This window comes from Martinezella multihospitum (assembly GCF_900094585.1).
Classification (GTDB): domain Bacteria; phylum Pseudomonadota; class Alphaproteobacteria; order Rhizobiales; family Rhizobiaceae; genus Rhizobium; species Rhizobium multihospitium.
Map to the genome: position 1 here is coordinate 643142 of NZ_FMAG01000003.1, position 16198 is coordinate 659339.

The 16198-nt window shown below is 61.1% G+C and carries 14 protein-coding genes and 1 other RNA gene; 7 read left to right on the forward strand and 8 right to left on the reverse strand.

Annotated features, from left to right (window positions below; genetic code table 11):
* Positions 1-124: 124 nt before the first annotated feature.
* The 3 genes from GA0061103_RS14750 to GA0061103_RS14760 all read right to left on the reverse strand — a co-directional run bounded on the left by GA0061103_RS14750 (position 125) and on the right by GA0061103_RS14760 (position 5079).
* Positions 125-1522: a virulence factor gene (locus tag GA0061103_RS14750; protein WP_092712303.1), complete on the reverse strand. Its 1398-nt coding sequence runs from the start codon at positions 1520-1522 to the stop codon at positions 125-127.
* Complete coding sequence (gene mprF, locus GA0061103_RS14755; protein ID WP_092712305.1) at positions 1519-4128, reverse strand: bifunctional lysylphosphatidylglycerol flippase/synthetase MprF; 2610 nt, start codon at positions 4126-4128, stop codon at positions 1519-1521. Before mprF ends, GA0061103_RS14750 begins: the two co-directional genes overlap by 4 nt.
* 468 nt (positions 4129-4596) lie before the next feature.
* Positions 4597-5079 (reverse strand): SRPBCC domain-containing protein, encoded by a 483-nt coding sequence (locus GA0061103_RS14760; protein WP_092712307.1) that lies wholly within the window; start codon positions 5077-5079, stop codon positions 4597-4599.
* A 73-nt stretch (positions 5080-5152) separates the two neighbouring features.
* Here GA0061103_RS14760 and GA0061103_RS14765 point away from each other — a divergent pair, with 73 nt between their 5' ends.
* On the forward strand, positions 5153-5476 hold the full coding sequence (locus GA0061103_RS14765; RefSeq protein WP_092712309.1) for an ArsR/SmtB family transcription factor: 324 nt from the start codon (positions 5153-5155) through the stop codon (positions 5474-5476).
* Between the two features lie 34 nt (positions 5477-5510).
* Here GA0061103_RS14765 and GA0061103_RS14770 read toward each other — a convergent pair whose 3' ends face one another.
* Positions 5511-6374, reverse strand: a complete 864-nt coding sequence (locus GA0061103_RS14770) for a helix-turn-helix transcriptional regulator (RefSeq protein ID WP_092712312.1) — start codon at positions 6372-6374, stop codon at positions 5511-5513.
* Between the two features lie 101 nt (positions 6375-6475).
* Here GA0061103_RS14770 and GA0061103_RS14775 point away from each other — a divergent pair, with 101 nt between their 5' ends.
* The gene (locus tag GA0061103_RS14775; protein ID WP_092712818.1) at positions 6476-7291 is read left to right on the forward strand and encodes an SDR family NAD(P)-dependent oxidoreductase; all 816 of its coding nucleotides are present in this window, start codon (positions 6476-6478) and stop codon (positions 7289-7291) included.
* A gap of 44 nt (positions 7292-7335) precedes the next feature.
* Positions 7336-8049: an SDR family oxidoreductase gene (locus GA0061103_RS14780; RefSeq protein WP_092712314.1), complete on the forward strand. Its 714-nt coding sequence runs from the start codon at positions 7336-7338 to the stop codon at positions 8047-8049.
* A gap of 39 nt (positions 8050-8088) precedes the next feature.
* Here the strand turns inward: GA0061103_RS14780 and GA0061103_RS14785 are convergent, their stop codons facing one another.
* Positions 8089-8526 carry a MarR family winged helix-turn-helix transcriptional regulator gene (locus GA0061103_RS14785; protein WP_092712316.1) on the reverse strand — a complete coding sequence of 146 codons (438 nt, stop codon included), beginning with the start codon at positions 8524-8526 and terminating at the stop codon, positions 8089-8091.
* Between the two features lie 228 nt (positions 8527-8754).
* Between GA0061103_RS14785 and GA0061103_RS14790 the strand changes: the two genes are divergently transcribed.
* Complete coding sequence (locus GA0061103_RS14790; RefSeq protein WP_092712318.1) at positions 8755-10554, forward strand: chloride channel protein; 1800 nt, start codon at positions 8755-8757, stop codon at positions 10552-10554.
* Between the two features lie 94 nt (positions 10555-10648).
* Here the strand turns inward: GA0061103_RS14790 and ssrS are convergent.
* The 3 genes from ssrS to GA0061103_RS14805 form a co-directional block, all read right to left on the reverse strand.
* A non-coding RNA gene (ssrS, locus tag GA0061103_RS14795) (6S RNA) lies at positions 10649-10807 on the reverse strand.
* Between the two features lie 66 nt (positions 10808-10873).
* Positions 10874-11251, reverse strand: a complete 378-nt coding sequence (locus GA0061103_RS14800) for a cell division protein ZapA (RefSeq protein WP_092712320.1) — start codon at positions 11249-11251, stop codon at positions 10874-10876.
* Positions 11252-11298: 47 nt separating this feature from the next.
* Positions 11299-11574, reverse strand: coding sequence for a DUF4164 domain-containing protein (locus GA0061103_RS14805; RefSeq protein ID WP_015341018.1), 276 nt, complete (start codon positions 11572-11574; stop codon positions 11299-11301).
* 404 nt (positions 11575-11978) lie between these two features.
* Between GA0061103_RS14805 and tkt the strand changes: the two genes are divergently transcribed.
* From tkt to GA0061103_RS14820, 3 genes are all read left to right on the forward strand, one after another.
* Positions 11979-13961: a transketolase gene (gene tkt, locus GA0061103_RS14810; protein WP_092712322.1), complete on the forward strand. Its 1983-nt coding sequence runs from the start codon at positions 11979-11981 to the stop codon at positions 13959-13961.
* Positions 13962-14024: 63 nt separating this feature from the next.
* Complete coding sequence (gene gap / locus GA0061103_RS14815) at positions 14025-15035, forward strand: type I glyceraldehyde-3-phosphate dehydrogenase (protein WP_092712324.1); 1011 nt, start codon at positions 14025-14027, stop codon at positions 15033-15035.
* A gap of 2 nt (positions 15036-15037) precedes the next feature.
* Positions 15038-15622 carry a putative glycolipid-binding domain-containing protein gene (locus tag GA0061103_RS14820; protein ID WP_092712326.1) on the forward strand — a complete coding sequence of 195 codons (585 nt, stop codon included), beginning with the start codon at positions 15038-15040 and terminating at the stop codon, positions 15620-15622.
* Positions 15623-16198 lie beyond the last annotated feature (576 nt).

Here is a 16198-nt window from a genome sequence, read left to right on the forward strand (position 1 = left end):
CCCGACTAACGGCAGTCGCGACAAGAAGCAAACGAATGCTGGGTTTGACTGCGGGGGAAAAGACATTGCGCCGAAGGCAAGGGCGGACGACGCGCGGCAGCAATGTGCCGCGCGTCGCTTGCAGTTATTCGCCGAGGCGGCTCTTCAGACCATTGATGATGTGGTTCGCCAGCGCTTCATAGTCGTCGTCGAAATGGTGACCGCCATCCATGGCGATGACTTCCGCACCGGTGCCCTTCAGCAGCGGGCAGGCAACATCCTCGTCGTCGTCCTTGCCATAGACGCATTGCACCATTTTCGGATTGATCGACTTGAGGTCGTTGACGGGATTGCCGCCCTTACCCTCACTCGAAGCGCCGAGCCAGCCCATGACCGAAATCACGTAGTCGACCTTCTGCGAAAGGGACAGCAGCGACATCTGCACGATCTTGTCTTTTTCAGACTGCGGCAAGCGATTGTAACTCGCCGGCAGCACATCGGCGCCGAAGGAATAGCCGACCAGCACCACATGCTTGACCTTGAAGCGCTTGGTGTAGAAGTCGATGATCCGGCCGAGGTCGTTCGCAGTCTGCTGCGGATCCTTCTCGGTCCAGAAATAATGCAGGGTATCGACGCCCACGACCGGAATGCCCTGATCCTGCAGATAGCTGCCGACTTCCTTGTCGATGTCGCGCCAGCCGCCATCGCCCGAATAGACGATTGCAAGCGTATCCTCGGTCGGCGTCGTCTCCATGATGTCGACGGGCAGCCCAAGCGGCGACTTGGAGCTGTCGATCGTCTTCATCAGATCGGCGAGTGATGCCTCAAGCGTCGCATAGGTATCGGCATTGTCCGAATCCGTGGTCTGAACTTCAGGATGGTCCTTCTGGATCTCCTCGACATGGTCGCGTCCGTCCTTCGGCGCATTGGCCGTGAAGGTCACGAGGATCGGGTTCGGCAAGGCGCCTTCCTGCAGGCCGAAGGACACCATATCGCCATCGGTCTTCTTCTCAGCCGGCGTGCAGAGTTCCTGCTTCAAGCCGATGCCGGCAGTCGGATCGACGGCCAGCGTACCGGCAACCGTCGCATCCGGGGTCTGCGCGGCGATCGTCAGCGCCATGGCACCACCGGCACCGACGCCAGCGATGATGGGCAGCTGATAGGTGCTGTCGGCAAAGGAGCGCTGCACCTGCTGGCTCAGCGATTCCAGATCCGAGACGATATAGATGCAGCCGTCGTTCTGCTTGACGTCGTATTTGTTGAGCGAATCCAGCAAGGACGGATAGTCGATGCCGATCACGAGCGAACCGTTGGCGACCAGCTTGTCGGCAACTGCCTTTTCCTTGTCGCCCCAGCCGGCGAGATCGGAAATCAGCACGACCTCGTTCGAAACCTTACCCTGCGGGCGCATGATATGCGGCGCCGGGATCATGCCCAGATCGTATTTGGCGTCGTCGGCTTCCGCCCGTGCCGGACCCGACACCAGCAGGCCCATCGACACCATGCCTGCGAAAGCCAATGACATTGCGTATTTCAAGATCATTTCCTCACGACCCCCTTAAGTCCGCCCCCGATGAGGAATGTGGCATCCATCAACGCGATCATTGGACTTACACCTCCCGAAACAGCCAGGTAGCGCGGCTGCCATTCGGGATGGAACTTGGATTTGAAGGCACGAAGCCCTTTGAAGTTATAGAAACGTTCGCCGTGTTCGAAGACAGTCCCCCCGACCCTGTCCCAAACCGGCGCCGATTCCCGTCTCGACATGCCCGATAGCGGTGCCATGCCGAGGTTAAAACGCTGAAAGCCCTGGCCCTTGAGGTATTCGAGGATCTGCACGAACAGAAAATCCATCGAACCCTTCGGGGCATCGGGCGAAAAACGCATCAGGTCGACGGACCCCTCCTCCTTGGTCTCCGTCATCAGGATATTCGCAAAAGCGACGATATTACCATCCTTTTTCAACACGCCGATCGGCTGCGAGCACACGTAGTCCGGATCGAACGCGCCAAGCGAGAAGCTCTTTTCCTTGGCATTGTGATCGGCAAGCCATGTGTCGGACACATGGGCAAGCTGATCCATGACTTCGGGTATATCTTGAGGTTCGATAACGGCAAATTCTAGTCCATCGCGAACCGCGCGGCTGGCCGTCTGTCTGAGGTTGGCCCATTTCCCGCCCTTGAGCTCGAAATTGGCAAGATTGACCACGGCCAATTCTCCGAGCTTGTAGGCACGCAGGCCCGCATCGGCGCAGTAGGACAGAAGCGCCGGCGAGATCTGGTAGAACACCGAGCGGCAACCCGCCGCCCGCGCCGCCTCGACAAAACGCCAGATGAGATCGGGCAGCGCCTGACGCGGACCGACAGGATCGAACAATGCGATCCACGAGCGGCCCTGCTTGCCGTACATGATGAAGGCATCGCCCTTTTCCGAGAACATGATGTTCTTGTCGCCCATGCGCACCAGATTGGCATCGGCGATGCCTTGCCTGCGGACGATCTCGACGGCACGCGTCACCGCATCGTCGGACACCGGCTCCAGCCGCTTCGTCGCGGGACGCAGAAGGCTGAAGATCGCGATCGCCGACGACAGGATGGAAATGCCGAGGGCTGCGCGAAGCCCGCGCGGCGCCTCGTCGGCGAATTCGAACTGCCACCAGAGCTGATTGCTGTATCCAACGTCGCGATAGACGAAGAACAGCACCACGATCGCACCGATGCAGATGACGGCGATGGCCGTCAGCCATCCGGCCGTCAGCGTCTGGTTGAGCAGCGAGGCCGGCCGCTTGAACAGGCGGCGGCTGACGACGAGGCTGAACACGAAGAAGGCCAGCAACCCCGCCTCAACGATGGCAATGGCCTTCAGCAGCGACAGGAACAGGGCAAGCAGCGCCGAAAAGCTCGATACCCACCAGGCGCCGTCCAGGCGCTGGCTGAGGCCGCGCGCGGCCACGATGATCGCTAACCCGAGAAGACTCGAGAGGAAATGCGCACTTTCGACCAGCGAGAGCGGCAGATAGTCGGACAGCACGATCAGGTTCTGATCCGGCGTCGGCGTGACGCTCGAGAAGACCAGCATCATGCCGAGCAGCAGCGCGAAGGCCGAAAGCAGCTGCGGCATGACGCGGGCGCCGATGCGGCGCATGCTGGAAGCTACCGGATGATCGACGAAGCGACGCAGCTCCGCCACCGAGATCGCGGCGATCGCGATGACGAGCGGGATGACGTTATAAATGACGCGATAGAGGACCAGCGAGCTCAGGACGGCGTCTTCATTCACGGAGCTGCCGAGCCAGGCGATGATAATCGTCTCGAAGACACCGAAGCCTGCTGGAACGTGGCTGAGCACGCCGAGGCCGACAGCGATGGCATAGATGGCAAAGAAGCCCGGCCATCCGATCGAGGTTTCCGGCAGCAGCACATAGAGCACGGAGGCCGAGGCGGCGATATCGAATGCGGTAACCAGGAACTGCCGCGACCATGTACGCGAATCCGGCAGCCGAACTTCGACCGGCCCGATGCGCACCTCACGGCCGTTGCGGCCGGCATAGACCACGAAAGCAAGCGCCGCGAGAATGGCGATGGCAATCAGCCGCAGCCACAAGCCATCGACGCCGATCAGCGGGCCGATCTCGTCGGCAATGACCAGAAGCGCGATAGCGCCGACGGCGGCCAGGCCGAGACCGAAGGCGAGCGTGACGAAAGCGATGACACGGGTGATGTCGTCGGGCGACAGCCCGAGCCGGGTATACGCGCGATAACGGATCGCACCGGCGCTGAGCGCGCCGAAGCCGGCTGTGTTGCCGACCGCATAGGCGCTGAAGGAGGTCAACGCCACATGCGGAAACGGCAGCCGCTTGCCGATATATTCGAGTGCATTCTGATCGTAGAAGATCAGCGAGGCGAAGCTCAGGCCTGTAAACAGCAGAGCCAGCAGCACCGAGGAGATCTTCGTCGTCGTCAGGGCGTGGACGACGTCGTCATAGCGCACCTCGGTCGTCAGGTCGTAGATCGCATAGGCGGCGATGCAGAAGACGGCGACGGTGAGGAGAGCGACGATCAGCGCCCGGTAGCGGTTCAACAGACCGACGATACCGCCACGTTCTTCCAATTCCTCATCGGCATTTTCCAGATCGATTGGGCTCGACATGCTCTACCTGTTTATAGTGATCTTCGCCGGTTCCGACTGTTCGGATCTTCAGTAATATCGACGACGCGTCTTCGAATTGCCGTATACACTTCTTTCGACAAGCCCGTTGTGACGCGCGCTCCCATCGTTCTGAATTTAGGCAATTTTGGCGCAGGCCCCGTCTCGCCAGCAATGAATCTGTTATTATTTAAAGGATTTTGTCATTCACCCGGCTTTTGAGCTTATCCACACACAAAAGTGATCTTCCCATCCCATCTTGAATGCCCCACCCCCGAGACTGCGCCTCTTCCGATTATCCGAAGCCTACTACAACGTGAGATGGATATCCATCGCGCGGCATCAACCGCGTCTCTGAGTGGCTGAATCCGAAAGCCGATAGGCCCGACGCCGAAATCGGCACCGGGCCACCAAATGATATCAAACAATGTGATCGGGAAGGCTCTGACCGTCGATACGGATTGATGGGACTCAGCGATCCGGCGCCTCCGCCGGCTCGCCACGCATCTCGCTCAGGAAGAACCCTTCGCGCAGGTTGATGCCGTATTCGACGAAGGCCTTCATGCAGCAGAGCATCTGCGTCCAGCCCTCGCAGTTCAGATAGGTGCCGCGGCGGCCAGCCTCGTCCTCGCGCCAGCCCGATTCCTCGATGATGACGAGCGTACCGCCATCCTCCAGCGCGTCGAAGGTCATCTCCACCTTGGTCCTGTAGCGGATACCGTCCTCGCCGGTGCCCCCTTCCCAGTGAAAGACGATGCGCTTGTTTTCCTCCACTTCATTGACCTCGACGGGGGCGTTCTTCCACCAGATGACGGTCGTTCCCGCCACAAGGGGCGCGCTCGCGCCGCCGACTGTCGTGAAATAGCTCGAAAGCTTCTTCGGGTTGACGACCGCATCGAAGACTTCATCGACCTTGCGGCCGATCCGTCCTGAAATCCGAACATTCAATGCCATGGTGTCTCCTCCATCATTTGTCTGCCGTTATCGCTCCATTGCGAATGCACCTATTATGTTATAAAAATATAACATGTCAAACGAATCAGACAGCGACCTCATTTTCAAGGCTCTCGCGCATCGTCGCCGGCGCGAAATCCTGGACATGCTCAAGGATGCACCGCGCACGACCGGCATGCTCTGCGAGACTTTCGTGGATATGGACCGCTGCACCGTGATGCAGCATCTGAAAGTGCTTGAAGACGCAGACCTCGTGATCGCCAAAAAGGAAGGGCGCGAGCGCTGGAACCATCTGAACAGCCTGCCGATCAAGCAGATCCATGATCGCTGGATCAGCGCTTATGCCGGCCACGCCCTCTCCATTCTCGATCAGTTGAAGAACGATCTGGAAGACTAAAAGAAAGGGATGACTGCAGCCGAAGGAGGCCGCATCAAGCCGTACCGGCGTGGCCCAACAGCCGTTTCAGCCTGTCGCTCGTCCCGTCCTCTTCGAGCGGCGTATAGACCACCAGCTTCATGTCGGCGCGATCCATGACGGCAAGGGCTGTATATTCAAACGTCATCAAGCCGCCCTCCGGATGGCGCAGACGCTTGTGACCTGTCAGCGGCCGCAGCACATCCTGCCTCGGCCACCAGGCACGAAATTCTGGGCTCGCCTGCGTCAAGGTGGCGATCAGCCGTTCGAAATCGGGATCGCCGGCATAACGGGCACTGTCGGCGCGGAACATCGCCAGCGAATTCGCGGCCACGATCTCCCAATCGACGAGCAGCTGCCGATGCGCAAGGTCGGTAAACACCCGATGGACGCTGTTGCGCGCATCCCCCTGCAACAGGGCATAATCGCCGAAAAGTGCGACCGCGGCGGCATTCCAGGCCAGCACATCCCAACGCCTTCCGAGAACATAGGCCGGTTGGCCGGCGAGGCTTGCAAGCATGCGCAGCAGAGCCTCCGGCACCTCCTCAGGCCCGCGCGACGGGGCGTCAACAGATGGCCGATCGCTGAGGGTGAAGAGATGCCGCCGCTCCGCCGGATCGAGGCGCAGCGCATCAGCCAGCGCCGACAGAACCTCTGCGGAGGGGCGGACGTCCCGGCCCTGCTCCAGCCATGTGTACCAGGTGGTGCCGACGCCGGCGAGAAGCGCCACCTCTTCGCGCCTGAGCCCCGGCGTCCGCCGCCGAAATCCGTCCGGAAGTCCGACACCGGCTGGCGTCAGCTTTTCCCGGCGGGAGCGCAGGAACGCGCCGAACTCGCGACGCCTGGCCTCAAGGATGGTCTGGCTCTGATTGATGGTCATGACCTATCATAGCAGGATCAATACTAGGATAAAGTCGGAACTGTTTGGCATTTCCGCAAGCTGTCAAATATCGCCATGCAGACAACGAGAAGGCGGTTGCTATGGATATGAACGGCAAGACAGTCCTAATTACAGGCTCGACGGACGGTGTCGGACGCCGGGTTGCGGAGCGACTTGCCGCGGCAGGTGCGACGGTGATCGTTCACGGCCGCGACAAGGCCCGCGCCGAGGAACTGGTCTCCCGAATCCGGGACAATGGTGGCAAAACAACCTATTATCTTGCCGACCTCTCCTCACTGGACGAGGTTCGCACCCTGGCCGACGCCATCGAGCGCGATCATGATCGCCTCGATCTCCTGATCAATAATGCCGGCATCGGCACCAGTGGCGGCGCTGGGCGCCAGGTAAGCCAAGACGGGCACGAGCTGCGCTTTGCAGTGAACTATCTCGCCGGTTTTCTACTGACGCGCCGCCTGCTGCCGCTATTGAAGGCAAGCGCGCCCGCCCGCATCGTCAACGTGTCCTCTGTCGGCCAACAGGCGATCGATTTCTCCGATGTCATGCTGACGCGCGGCTATAGCGGCGTGCGCGCCTATTGCCAGAGCAAGCTGGCGCAGATCATGTTCACCTTCGATCTGGCGGAGGAGCTTGCCGGCTCCGGCGTCACCGCCAACTGCCTGCACCCGGCGACCTATATGGACACGACCATGGTGCGCCAGGCGGGCGTCGCACCCATAAGCTCCGTCGAGCAAGGTGCCGACGCTATCCTCAATCTTGCCGCCGGCACTGCCTTGGAGGGGCACACCGGCCTCTATTACGACGGCCTGCGTCCGTCCCGCGCTGCCGCCCAAGCCTATGATGCGGCCGCGCGACAGCACCTGCGAACACTCAGCCAAAGCCTTACCGGCCTCTCCTGAACCGTCACCTCCCACCACTCCCCTACCCCAGAAAGGAGACACCTATGTCGTCTCAACACGTCGCCATTATCGGCGGCTCCTCCGGCATCGGTCTTGCGACCGCCGCCCATCTACTCGAAAAAGGATATCGCGTCACCATCACGGGTCGCGATGCCGCCAAACTTCAGGCGGCCGGGCAAAGCCTCAACGGTGATATTGCCACCGTCACCATGGATGCTGCCGACTTTGCCAGCCTTGGCGACGTCTTCCGAGCAATCGGACCGGTCGATCATCTCGTCCTGGCATTGGGCGGTGGCAATGGCGCAGGCCCCTTCGCCACCGTCGACCTCGCCGATCTAAGGAAAGGTTTCGAGCAGAAGACCATGGCGCATTTTGCCTGTGCCCAGGCCTGTCTTCCGCATCTTTCGAGAGAGGGCAGCATCACCTTCGTCTCCGCCGTATCGGCGCAGGCGGCAATGCCCGGAACCGCAGGGCTCGGAGCCATCAACGCCGCCATCGCCGCCTTGGCCCCGATTCTCGCCGTCGAGCTCAAGCCGATCCGGGTGAATTGCGTGTCCCCCGGCGTCGTCGATACCCCTTGGTGGGATTTCACCGCGGAGCAAAGAGAGCAGACCTTTGCCGGATTCGCGGCACGCACCCCCGTTGGCCGCGTCGGCCGCCCGTTGGAGATTGCGGAAGCCATCGCCTTCCTGATCGGTAACGGCTTCACCAGCGGTCACACGCTGATCTGCGACGGCGGCATCCGCTTGGGCCAATAATCCCCGCGCCATTGCTGGTATCACCAGGCAATGGCGCCCTCAGTCATTGCGGACCTCAGCCTGAAGCTGGGTCAGGATCTCGATCAGTCGCGGCGCCATCTCGCGGATTTCCACCAGATGGATCGAGCTCAATGTTTGCAGAACCTCTTCGGATTTTTCGGTCAACTGCAGCGTCTGCCGGCGCTTGTCCGTTGGATCGGGATGGCGGGTCGCATAGCCACCGTCGATCAGCCGTCCCGCGAGTTCCGTCGCCGTATGCGGTGCGATCAGCAGCTTTTCCGCGAGCATGCCGATCGTCATCGCCTCGGCGACGCCATTGCCCTTGATCGCCAGCAGCGCCTGATGCTGTTGCGGCGGCAGGCCTGCCTCCTGCGCGGCCGACGTGCTGAAATCCATGAACTTGCGCAGGGTGTAGCGCAGCGTCGCCAGCGCCTCATAGTCAGCCTGCGAAAGAGCTTCATCCAAACGTCGCACCATCAAATCGTCCCCATTGCCGCTGTTCGCGGTCCTAAAGCATGTCGCGCAAAATCTTCAGCGGTTTTGCGGCAACCCCATGCTCCGGATCAAGGACCAAAAGTGCCGAAAACGAATCTTGCAGATCGCAATGCGCGTCAGTTGATTTATATCGCATTACGATATATTTGCCATCTCGAAGCGGGGACCGGCTGAAGAACTGCCGCGCACGCTTGGAACAGAAGGCCTCCCATGCAGGACACCAGCACCTCACAAAGTCACAGTCACGATTTCTCCGGCGGGGCTTCCCGCAAGGACAATGGCGATTTCACCACGGACAAGCGCGTCCTAATGCTGATTGCCATGGCGCTCGTCGTCGGCACCGGCGGCGCCTTCGCCGCCTGGGTGCTCATCAATCTCATCGCGCTCGTCAGCAACGCCGTCTGGCTGTTCAAGATCAGCACCGAGCCGCTCTCCTTCACCATGATAGCGCGCTCGCCATGGATGGTGGCGGCGCCCATTCTCGGCGGCATCGTGATCGGCCTGATGGCACGCTTCGGCTCGGAGAAGATCCGCGGCCACGGCATCCCTGAAGCCATCGAGGCGATCCTGATCGGCGGCAGCCGCATGTCGCCGAAGGTGGCGGTGCTGAAGCCCCTGTCATCGGCGATCTCGATCGGCTCCGGCGGACCGTTCGGCGCGGAAGGTCCGATCATCATGACCGGCGGCGCCATCGGCTCGCTCTTCGCCCAGCTCTTCCACCTGAGCGCCGCCGAACGAAAGACCCTGCTCGTCGCTGGCGCGGCAGCCGGCATGACCGCGGTCTTCGGCACGCCGATCGCGGCCGTCATGCTTGCCGTCGAACTGCTGCTCTTCGAATGGAAGCCGCGCAGCTTCATTCCGGTCGCGGTCGCAGCCTGCGTTTCCGTTATCTGGCGACCGCTGCTGATCGGCAGCGGTGCGCTCTTCCCCGCGCATTTCGAGATGTCGCTCTCCTGGTGGGGCATTCTGCTCGCCGCCGGCCTCGGCATCGTCTCCGGCCTGCAATCCGGCTTGCTGACGACTTTGCTCTATAAGATCGAAGATGCCTTCGAAAAACTGCCCATCCACTGGATGTGGTGGCCCGCGCTCGGCGGCCTCGTCGTCGGGCTCGGCGGCCTGATCGAGCCGCGTGCGCTTGGCGTCGGTTACGACATCATCGCCGATCTCCTGCATAGCCGCATCGCTGTCGGCGCTGTCCTGGCGATCCTGCTGGTCAAGGCGGGCATCTGGCTGGTGGCGCTGTCCTCCGGCACCTCGGGCGGCGTCCTGGCGCCGTTGCTCATTCTCGGCGGCGCACTCGGCTGGCTCGTCGGCCTTGCCTTGCCAGGCGATCCCGGCTTCTGGGCGATGCTCGGCATGGCGGCGATGATGGGCGGCACCATGCGTGCTCCGCTGACGGGCACCTTCTTCGCCGTGGAGCTGACGGGAGACACGAGTGCGCTGGTGCCGCTGCTGGCGGCAACCGTCGCGGCCTATGCCGTCACCGTGTTGCTCTTGAAACGATCGATTCTGACCGAAAAGATCGCCCGTCGCGGCCAGCACATTACCCGCGAATATGGCATCGACCCGTTCGAGCTGACCCGCGCCCGCGACATCATGATCGCCAAGGTGGACACGCTGCCAGCCTCCATGCGCCTGTCGGAAGCGCTGCAGCAGATGACGGATCGGCCGGATGCGCACCGCTTCTATCCCGTCGTCGGCGAGAATGACCGTCTCGTCGGCATGATCTCGCGCGCCGATGCCCTGCGCTGGCAGAGCGAACCGGACCTCATGGATCAATCGCTCTATGACGTGATCTCGGATACGTCTCTTCCGGTTGCCCATGCCGAAGATACTGTGGGACGTGTTGCCGATATCATGATCCATGCCGATACGGGACGTGTTCCCGTCGTCGAGCCACAGACCGGCCGCCTCATCGGCCTCATCGCCCGCAAGGACCTGCTGCGGCTGCGCAGCGCGACCAACCGCGCCGAGCTCGAACGCGGTGCTTACCTACGGTCGAAAAGTTAAGGGGAGGAGGAGTGGCGTCAGCGCGGCGGAAGAACTGCGCGGCGCCTTCCTTGGCCAACTGTCAGAAAATTGGCAATCAGCCAGGAAGATTTAAGAGCGATCCACGACGACCGATGGATGTTTACGATCCTGGGTGCCTACAAACGTAGGTGGGCACCGTGTGTCCAGGCCCACGGGCCTGGTCAGGGACAGCTCCCTTTGGATCGAGTATGGCCCCAGGGATTGTGGTTCCTGTCGGGAAGCGCAGACCGCCTGAACTATATAAAGAGCTTTGAAGCTTTCTACCAGAGGGCGCTCACGGGCATCCGCAGAAATAAACTCAAGCCTGCTCGACGCCCGGCCGCTCCAGTAGCTTTTCGGTAATGCCGTGAATTCGCATCGTCACCTCGTCGATGACGCTTGCCAGCGTTTCCTCAGCCCGCGCATTGGCTGCCACGGTCGTATCACGGGTGCTGGTCAGGGTTTCCAGCTCGGCCTCCAGCGAGGACACGCGCCGCGTCAATTCGCTCACCTCGTCCATGATCATGATGCCGGCCATGACGGTGACCCGGAGATCGCCGATCTCGCCGAACTGGCTTTTCAAATGCATGACGTAGCGGTCGAAACGATTGGCGAGATCCGTCAGATGGTCTTCCTGACCCTCTTCGCAGGCCATCCGGTAGGCTTTGCCGTCGATCGTTACCGTTACTTGTGCCATTCGACTTTCCGATCATTGCCGCGCTGCGACGGCTGCTTCCCGAGGGATCAGCGGTCCAGCACGGCTCTTATGGTTTCCATCGCCGTGACGAGCCGGCGCGACACTTCGCGATTGACCTCTTCCAGCCGGTTCGCGCGGAACTCGGCCTGGTCCAACTCCTGGGCAAGACGGGACCGATCGGCGTGAACCCTGCGGACCTCGCCTTCTATATCGCTCTGCGCCCGTTCCCGCTCGAACCGTCCGTCAACCGCGCTCTCCAACGTCGAAAGCGCCTGGCGCAATTGGGCGAGCGCCGCGTCCACCGTTTTGCCTGAAGGTGTCATACCCTTCGCATCTCCGCGCAAGGCCCGAATCAAAACATCCGGCCACTTGTCTGATTTCGCAACAATATTCAACTCGGCAACAGCACGTCAATAAAGGCTGTCATGTGGCAGCCCCCCTATTCTGTGGATGAATGCCGCCTTTGCCGATCCCACAGGCCTTGTCGCATGATTGTCGTCTTTTGTAAAAGTGAACGGGCAAATGTCAAAAAATTGCCCCGAGAGGCCCGTATTGGGTCCTCGATTTATTGACTTGCTCGCCCTAACTGCTATGTCTCGACCGCCTGAGGCGACGTTGAAAATGGCGTTCGGAAGAGCGTCTCCCCTTCACCCGCCTTTCAACCGATGGCCCTCCCTCCCAGGCGTGTGGCCATCCCCCGAGAACCCGGAACACTGCGGAAAAACCCATGAACTCTCGCGAACAACACGACCGGATGGCGAATGCGATCCGTTTCCTTGCCATGGATGCTGTCGAGAAGGCCAATTCCGGTCACCCCGGTTTGCCGATGGGGATGGCTGATGTCGCCACCGTTCTCTTTAGCAAATATCTGCGTTTCGACCCGAAGAACCCGCTTTGGCCGGACCGTGACCGTTTCGTCTTGTCGGCCGGCCACGGCTCGATGCTGCTTTACTCGGTTCTCTACCTCACCGGCTATCCGGACATGACGGTCGAAGAGCTCCAGCGCTTCCGCCAGCTCGGTTCCAAGACCGCAGGCCATCCGGAATATGGCCACGCCACCGGCATCGAAACCACCACCGGCCCGCTTGGCCAGGGCATTGCCAATGCCGTCGGCATGGCGATCGCCGAACGCAAGCTGCGCGAGGAATTCGGCTCGGAACTTCAGGATCACTACACCTACGCCATGTGCGGCGACGGCTGCCTGATGGAAGGCATCAGCCATGAGGCGATCGCCCTTGCCGGCCACCTCAAGCTCAACAAGCTGATCCTGTTCTGGGACAACAACTCCATCACCATCGACGGCGCCGTCTCGCTTTCGGACTCGACCGACCAGATCATGCGCTTCAAGGCCGTTCACTGGAACACGATCGAAGTCGACGGTCACGACCAAGCCGCCATCAGCGCCGCCATCGAAGCCGCTCACAAGTCCGACCGCCCGACGCTGATCGCCTGCAAGACGATCATCGGCTTCGGCGCTCCGAACAAGCAGGGCACCCACAAGGTCCACGGCTCGCCGCTCGGCGCCGAGGAAATTGCCGCGACCCGCGTTGCGCTCAACTGGCCCTACGAACCCTTCGTCATCCCGAACGACGTCCTCGGTGAATGGCGCGCTGCCGGCGAACGCTCCATCGGCATCCGCGAAGCCTGGGAAGGCCGCCTCGCCGCAGCCGACGCTGCCAAGAAGGCCGAGTTCACCCGCCGCTTCGATCACAAGCTGCCTGCCGGCTTCGACGCCGCCATCAGCGACTACAAGAAGAAGCTCGCCGAAACCAAGCCGACGGTCGCAACCCGCAAGGCTTCGGAAGACGCGCTTGAAGTCATCAACGGCTTCATTCCGGAAACGCTCGGCGGCTCCGCCGACCTGACGCCGTCGAACAACACCAAGACCAGCCAGATGAAGTCGATCACCCCGACCGATTTCTCCGGCCGCTATATGCACTGGGGCATCCGCGAGCACGGCATGGCTGCTGCCATGAACGGTATCGCGCTCCACGGTGGTCTCATCCCCTATTCGGGCGGCTTCCTGATCTTCTCGGATTATTGCCGTCCGCCGCTCCGCCTCGCCGCCCTGATGGGCATCCGCGCCATCCACGTTCTGACGCATGATTCCATCGGCGTCGGCGAAGACGGCCCGACCCACCAGCCGGTCGAGCAGGTCGCCAGCCTGCGTGCCATCCCGAATTTCCAGCTGTTCCGCCCGGCGGACGCCACGGAAACGGCCGAATGCTGGCAGATCGCCATCAAGACGACCAACCGTCCGTCCGGCCTTGCGCTGACCCGTCAGAACCTGCTGGCCGCTCGTACCGAATACAGCGAGAAGAACCTCTGCGAACTCGGCGCCTATACGCTGGCCGGCAATGCCGATGCCAAGGTGACGATCTTTGCTTCGGGCTCTGAAGTCGAACTTGCTGTTGCCGCCCGCACCGTTCTCGAAGGCAAGGGCGTCTCCACGCGCGTCGTTTCCGTCCCCTGCACCGAACTCTTCTTCGAGCAGCCGGACGCCTACCGCAAGGAAGTCATCGGCAACTCGCCGGTCAAGGTCGCCGTCGAAGCCGGCGTTCGCGAAGGCTGGGATGCCTTCATCGGACCGGAAGGCGCCTTTATCGGCATGAAGGGCTTCGGCGCTTCCGCTCCGTACAAGGACGTCTACAAGCATTTCGGCATCACCACCGAGGCTGTTGTCGCCGCCGCTGAGGCAAAGCTTTCCTGAGGGCGCTGACAAGCGCTCTCAAATCCAATAGATAAACACCCTGAGTGAAAGGGAGTGACATTCATGACTGTAAAAGTAGCCATCAACGGCTTTGGCCGTATCGGCCGTAACGTTCTGCGCGCAATCGTCGAATCCGGCCGCACCGATATCGAAGTCGTTGCCATCAACGACCTCGGCCCGGTCGAAACCAACGCGCACCTGCTGCGTTACGATTCCATCCACGGCAAGTTCCCGGCCGAAGTGAAGGTCGAAGGCGACACGATCATCGTTGGCGGCGGCAAGCCGATCAAGGTCACCGCCATCAAGGACCCGGCAACCCTGCCGCACCGCGATCTCGGCGTCGACATCGCCATGGAATGCACGGGCATCTTCACCGCCCGCGACAAGGCCGCCGCTCACCTGACGGCCGGCGCAAAGCGCGTCATCGTTTCGGCCCCGGCCGACGGTGCCGACCTGACCGTCGTCTTCGGCGTCAACCACGACCAGCTCACCAAGGAGCACCTGGTCATCTCCAACGCGTCCTGCACCACGAACTGCCTGGTGCCGGTCGTGAAGGTTCTCGATGACGCCGTCGGCATCGACCACGGTTTCATGACGACCATCCACTCCTACACCGGTGACCAGCCGACACTCGACACCATGCACAAGGACCTGTATCGCGCCCGCGCCGCAGCCCTGTCCATGATCCCGACGTCGACCGGCGCCGCAAAGGCCGTTGGCCTCGTTCTGCCGCACCTCAAGGGCAAGCTCGACGGCACGTCGATCCGCGTTCCCACGCCGAACGTCTCGGTTGTCGACTTCAAGTTCGTGGCCAAGAAGGCAACGACGGTTGGCGAAATCAACGAAGCCATCAAGGCTGCATCGAACGGCAAGCTGAAGGGCATCCTCGGCTATACCGACGAGCCGCTGGTTTCCCGCGACTTCAACCATGACAGCCACTCGTCGATCTTCGCGACCGACCAGACCAAGGTCATGGAAGGCAACTTCGTGCGCGTCCTGTCCTGGTACGACAACGAATGGGGCTTCTCCAGCCGCATGTCGGACACGGCAGTCGCCTTCGCCAAGCTGATCTGATCATGGCCTTCCGCCCGCTCCTTCCGACGACAGTCCGCTGGCGTCCCATGGAAGGAGACGGGCTGGAGCACCTCACGATCGCTCCTATCGACAATGCCGGCGCTGCGGTCATCCGCGCCGCCGGCATTATCATTGGTGCCCGCGGCGGCACGCCCTATGGCGTCTCCTACCGCATCGATTGCTCCGCCGGCTGGGCTGTTCTTTCCTTCTCCGTCGAAACCACCGACGGCCGCCGCCTGGCGCTGAGGTCGGACGGCAAGGGACATTGGCGCACCGAGGATGGCGTGGCCCTTCCGCAGTTCGATGGCTGCGTCGATATCGATCTCTATGGCTCGCCCTTCACCAACAGCCTACCGATCCGCCGGCTGGAGATGATGCCAAAGGACGGAACCGCCAAGCTCTCCATGCTCTATATCCCGTTCGACACCTTCGAGCCGGTGCGCGACCGTCAGCACTATACCTGCATCGTGCCGGAGAAACTTTATCGATACGCGGCCGAAGACCGGGATTTCACCGTCGATCTTCCGGTCGACGAAGATGGGCTGGTGATCGACTACCCGATCTATTTCAGGCGCGTGGATGTTTGAGCTTCGCCCATGCTGACGGCTCCTACCCATTTATGCCTTGCATGAAATCATGCGCGCTTGTGCATGGATCCTCGGGTCAAGCCCGAGGATGACGGTGTTTTGGGGTAGGCCGCGGGCAAACGATAGTTTTCTTAGACAAAAATTCACTATCCCCACGCGGTTAATCAGCGAAATACATCTCCAAAGTCGCTGTGTCTTTAACCCATCCTCAAGAGCTGTCATCCTCGGGCTTGACCCGAGGATCCACACACAAGCCCTTCGGTGTGGCCCGGAGGCATTATGAGCACTTCATTCTCTCTCTACGGTTTCGGATGGTAGGACAACTTATTGTCGATTTTGAAATGCATTCTGGGGTTTCAGTAGCCCCATCGCAACTGCCCTTCAAAAGCCCCAATCTTTGCTCTCCCTGCCCTGCTATGGTCCAGATTTACCAATAAATTTTGAGCAGGAAGTCTCCCAGTGTATTCCAAGCCGCTTCGCCGTTCTGGCAAAAGCGCATCACACCATGCTGTTGCAATCGTCAGGGCGGGCTCAGTCGTAAAGCTCTCCTCTGATTAAGGCCATATTTGCCAATAT

What these genes read in the sequence shown, in the direction of transcription:
- GA0061103_RS14800 (WP_092712320.1), bottom strand. Translation starts at nt 11,251, where the DNA reads ATGGCACAAGTAACGGTAACGATCGACGGCAAAGCCTACCGGATGGCC.
- GA0061103_RS14780 (WP_092712314.1), top strand. Translation starts at nt 7,336, where the DNA reads ATGTCGTCTCAACACGTCGCCATTATCGGCGGCTCCTCCGGCATCGGT.
- gap (WP_092712324.1), top strand. Translation starts at nt 14,025, where the DNA reads ATGACTGTAAAAGTAGCCATCAACGGCTTTGGCCGTATCGGCCGTAAC.
- tkt (WP_092712322.1), top strand. Translation starts at nt 11,979, where the DNA reads ATGAACTCTCGCGAACAACACGACCGGATGGCGAATGCGATCCGTTTC.
- GA0061103_RS14750 (WP_092712303.1), bottom strand. Translation starts at nt 1,522, where the DNA reads ATGATCTTGAAATACGCAATGTCATTGGCTTTCGCAGGCATGGTGTCG.
- GA0061103_RS14805 (WP_015341018.1), bottom strand. Translation starts at nt 11,574, where the DNA reads ATGACACCTTCAGGCAAAACGGTGGACGCGGCGCTCGCCCAATTGCGC.
- GA0061103_RS14785 (WP_092712316.1), bottom strand. Translation starts at nt 8,526, where the DNA reads ATGGTGCGACGTTTGGATGAAGCTCTTTCGCAGGCTGACTATGAGGCG.
- GA0061103_RS14765 (WP_092712309.1), top strand. Translation starts at nt 5,153, where the DNA reads ATGTCAAACGAATCAGACAGCGACCTCATTTTCAAGGCTCTCGCGCAT.
- GA0061103_RS14760 (WP_092712307.1), bottom strand. Translation starts at nt 5,079, where the DNA reads ATGGCATTGAATGTTCGGATTTCAGGACGGATCGGCCGCAAGGTCGAT.
- mprF (WP_092712305.1), bottom strand. Translation starts at nt 4,128, where the DNA reads ATGTCGAGCCCAATCGATCTGGAAAATGCCGATGAGGAATTGGAAGAA.
- GA0061103_RS14770 (WP_092712312.1), bottom strand. Translation starts at nt 6,374, where the DNA reads ATGACCATCAATCAGAGCCAGACCATCCTTGAGGCCAGGCGTCGCGAG.
- GA0061103_RS14820 (WP_092712326.1), top strand. Translation starts at nt 15,038, where the DNA reads ATGGCCTTCCGCCCGCTCCTTCCGACGACAGTCCGCTGGCGTCCCATG.
- GA0061103_RS14790 (WP_092712318.1), top strand. Translation starts at nt 8,755, where the DNA reads ATGCAGGACACCAGCACCTCACAAAGTCACAGTCACGATTTCTCCGGC.
- GA0061103_RS14775 (WP_092712818.1), top strand. Translation starts at nt 6,476, where the DNA reads ATGGATATGAACGGCAAGACAGTCCTAATTACAGGCTCGACGGACGGT.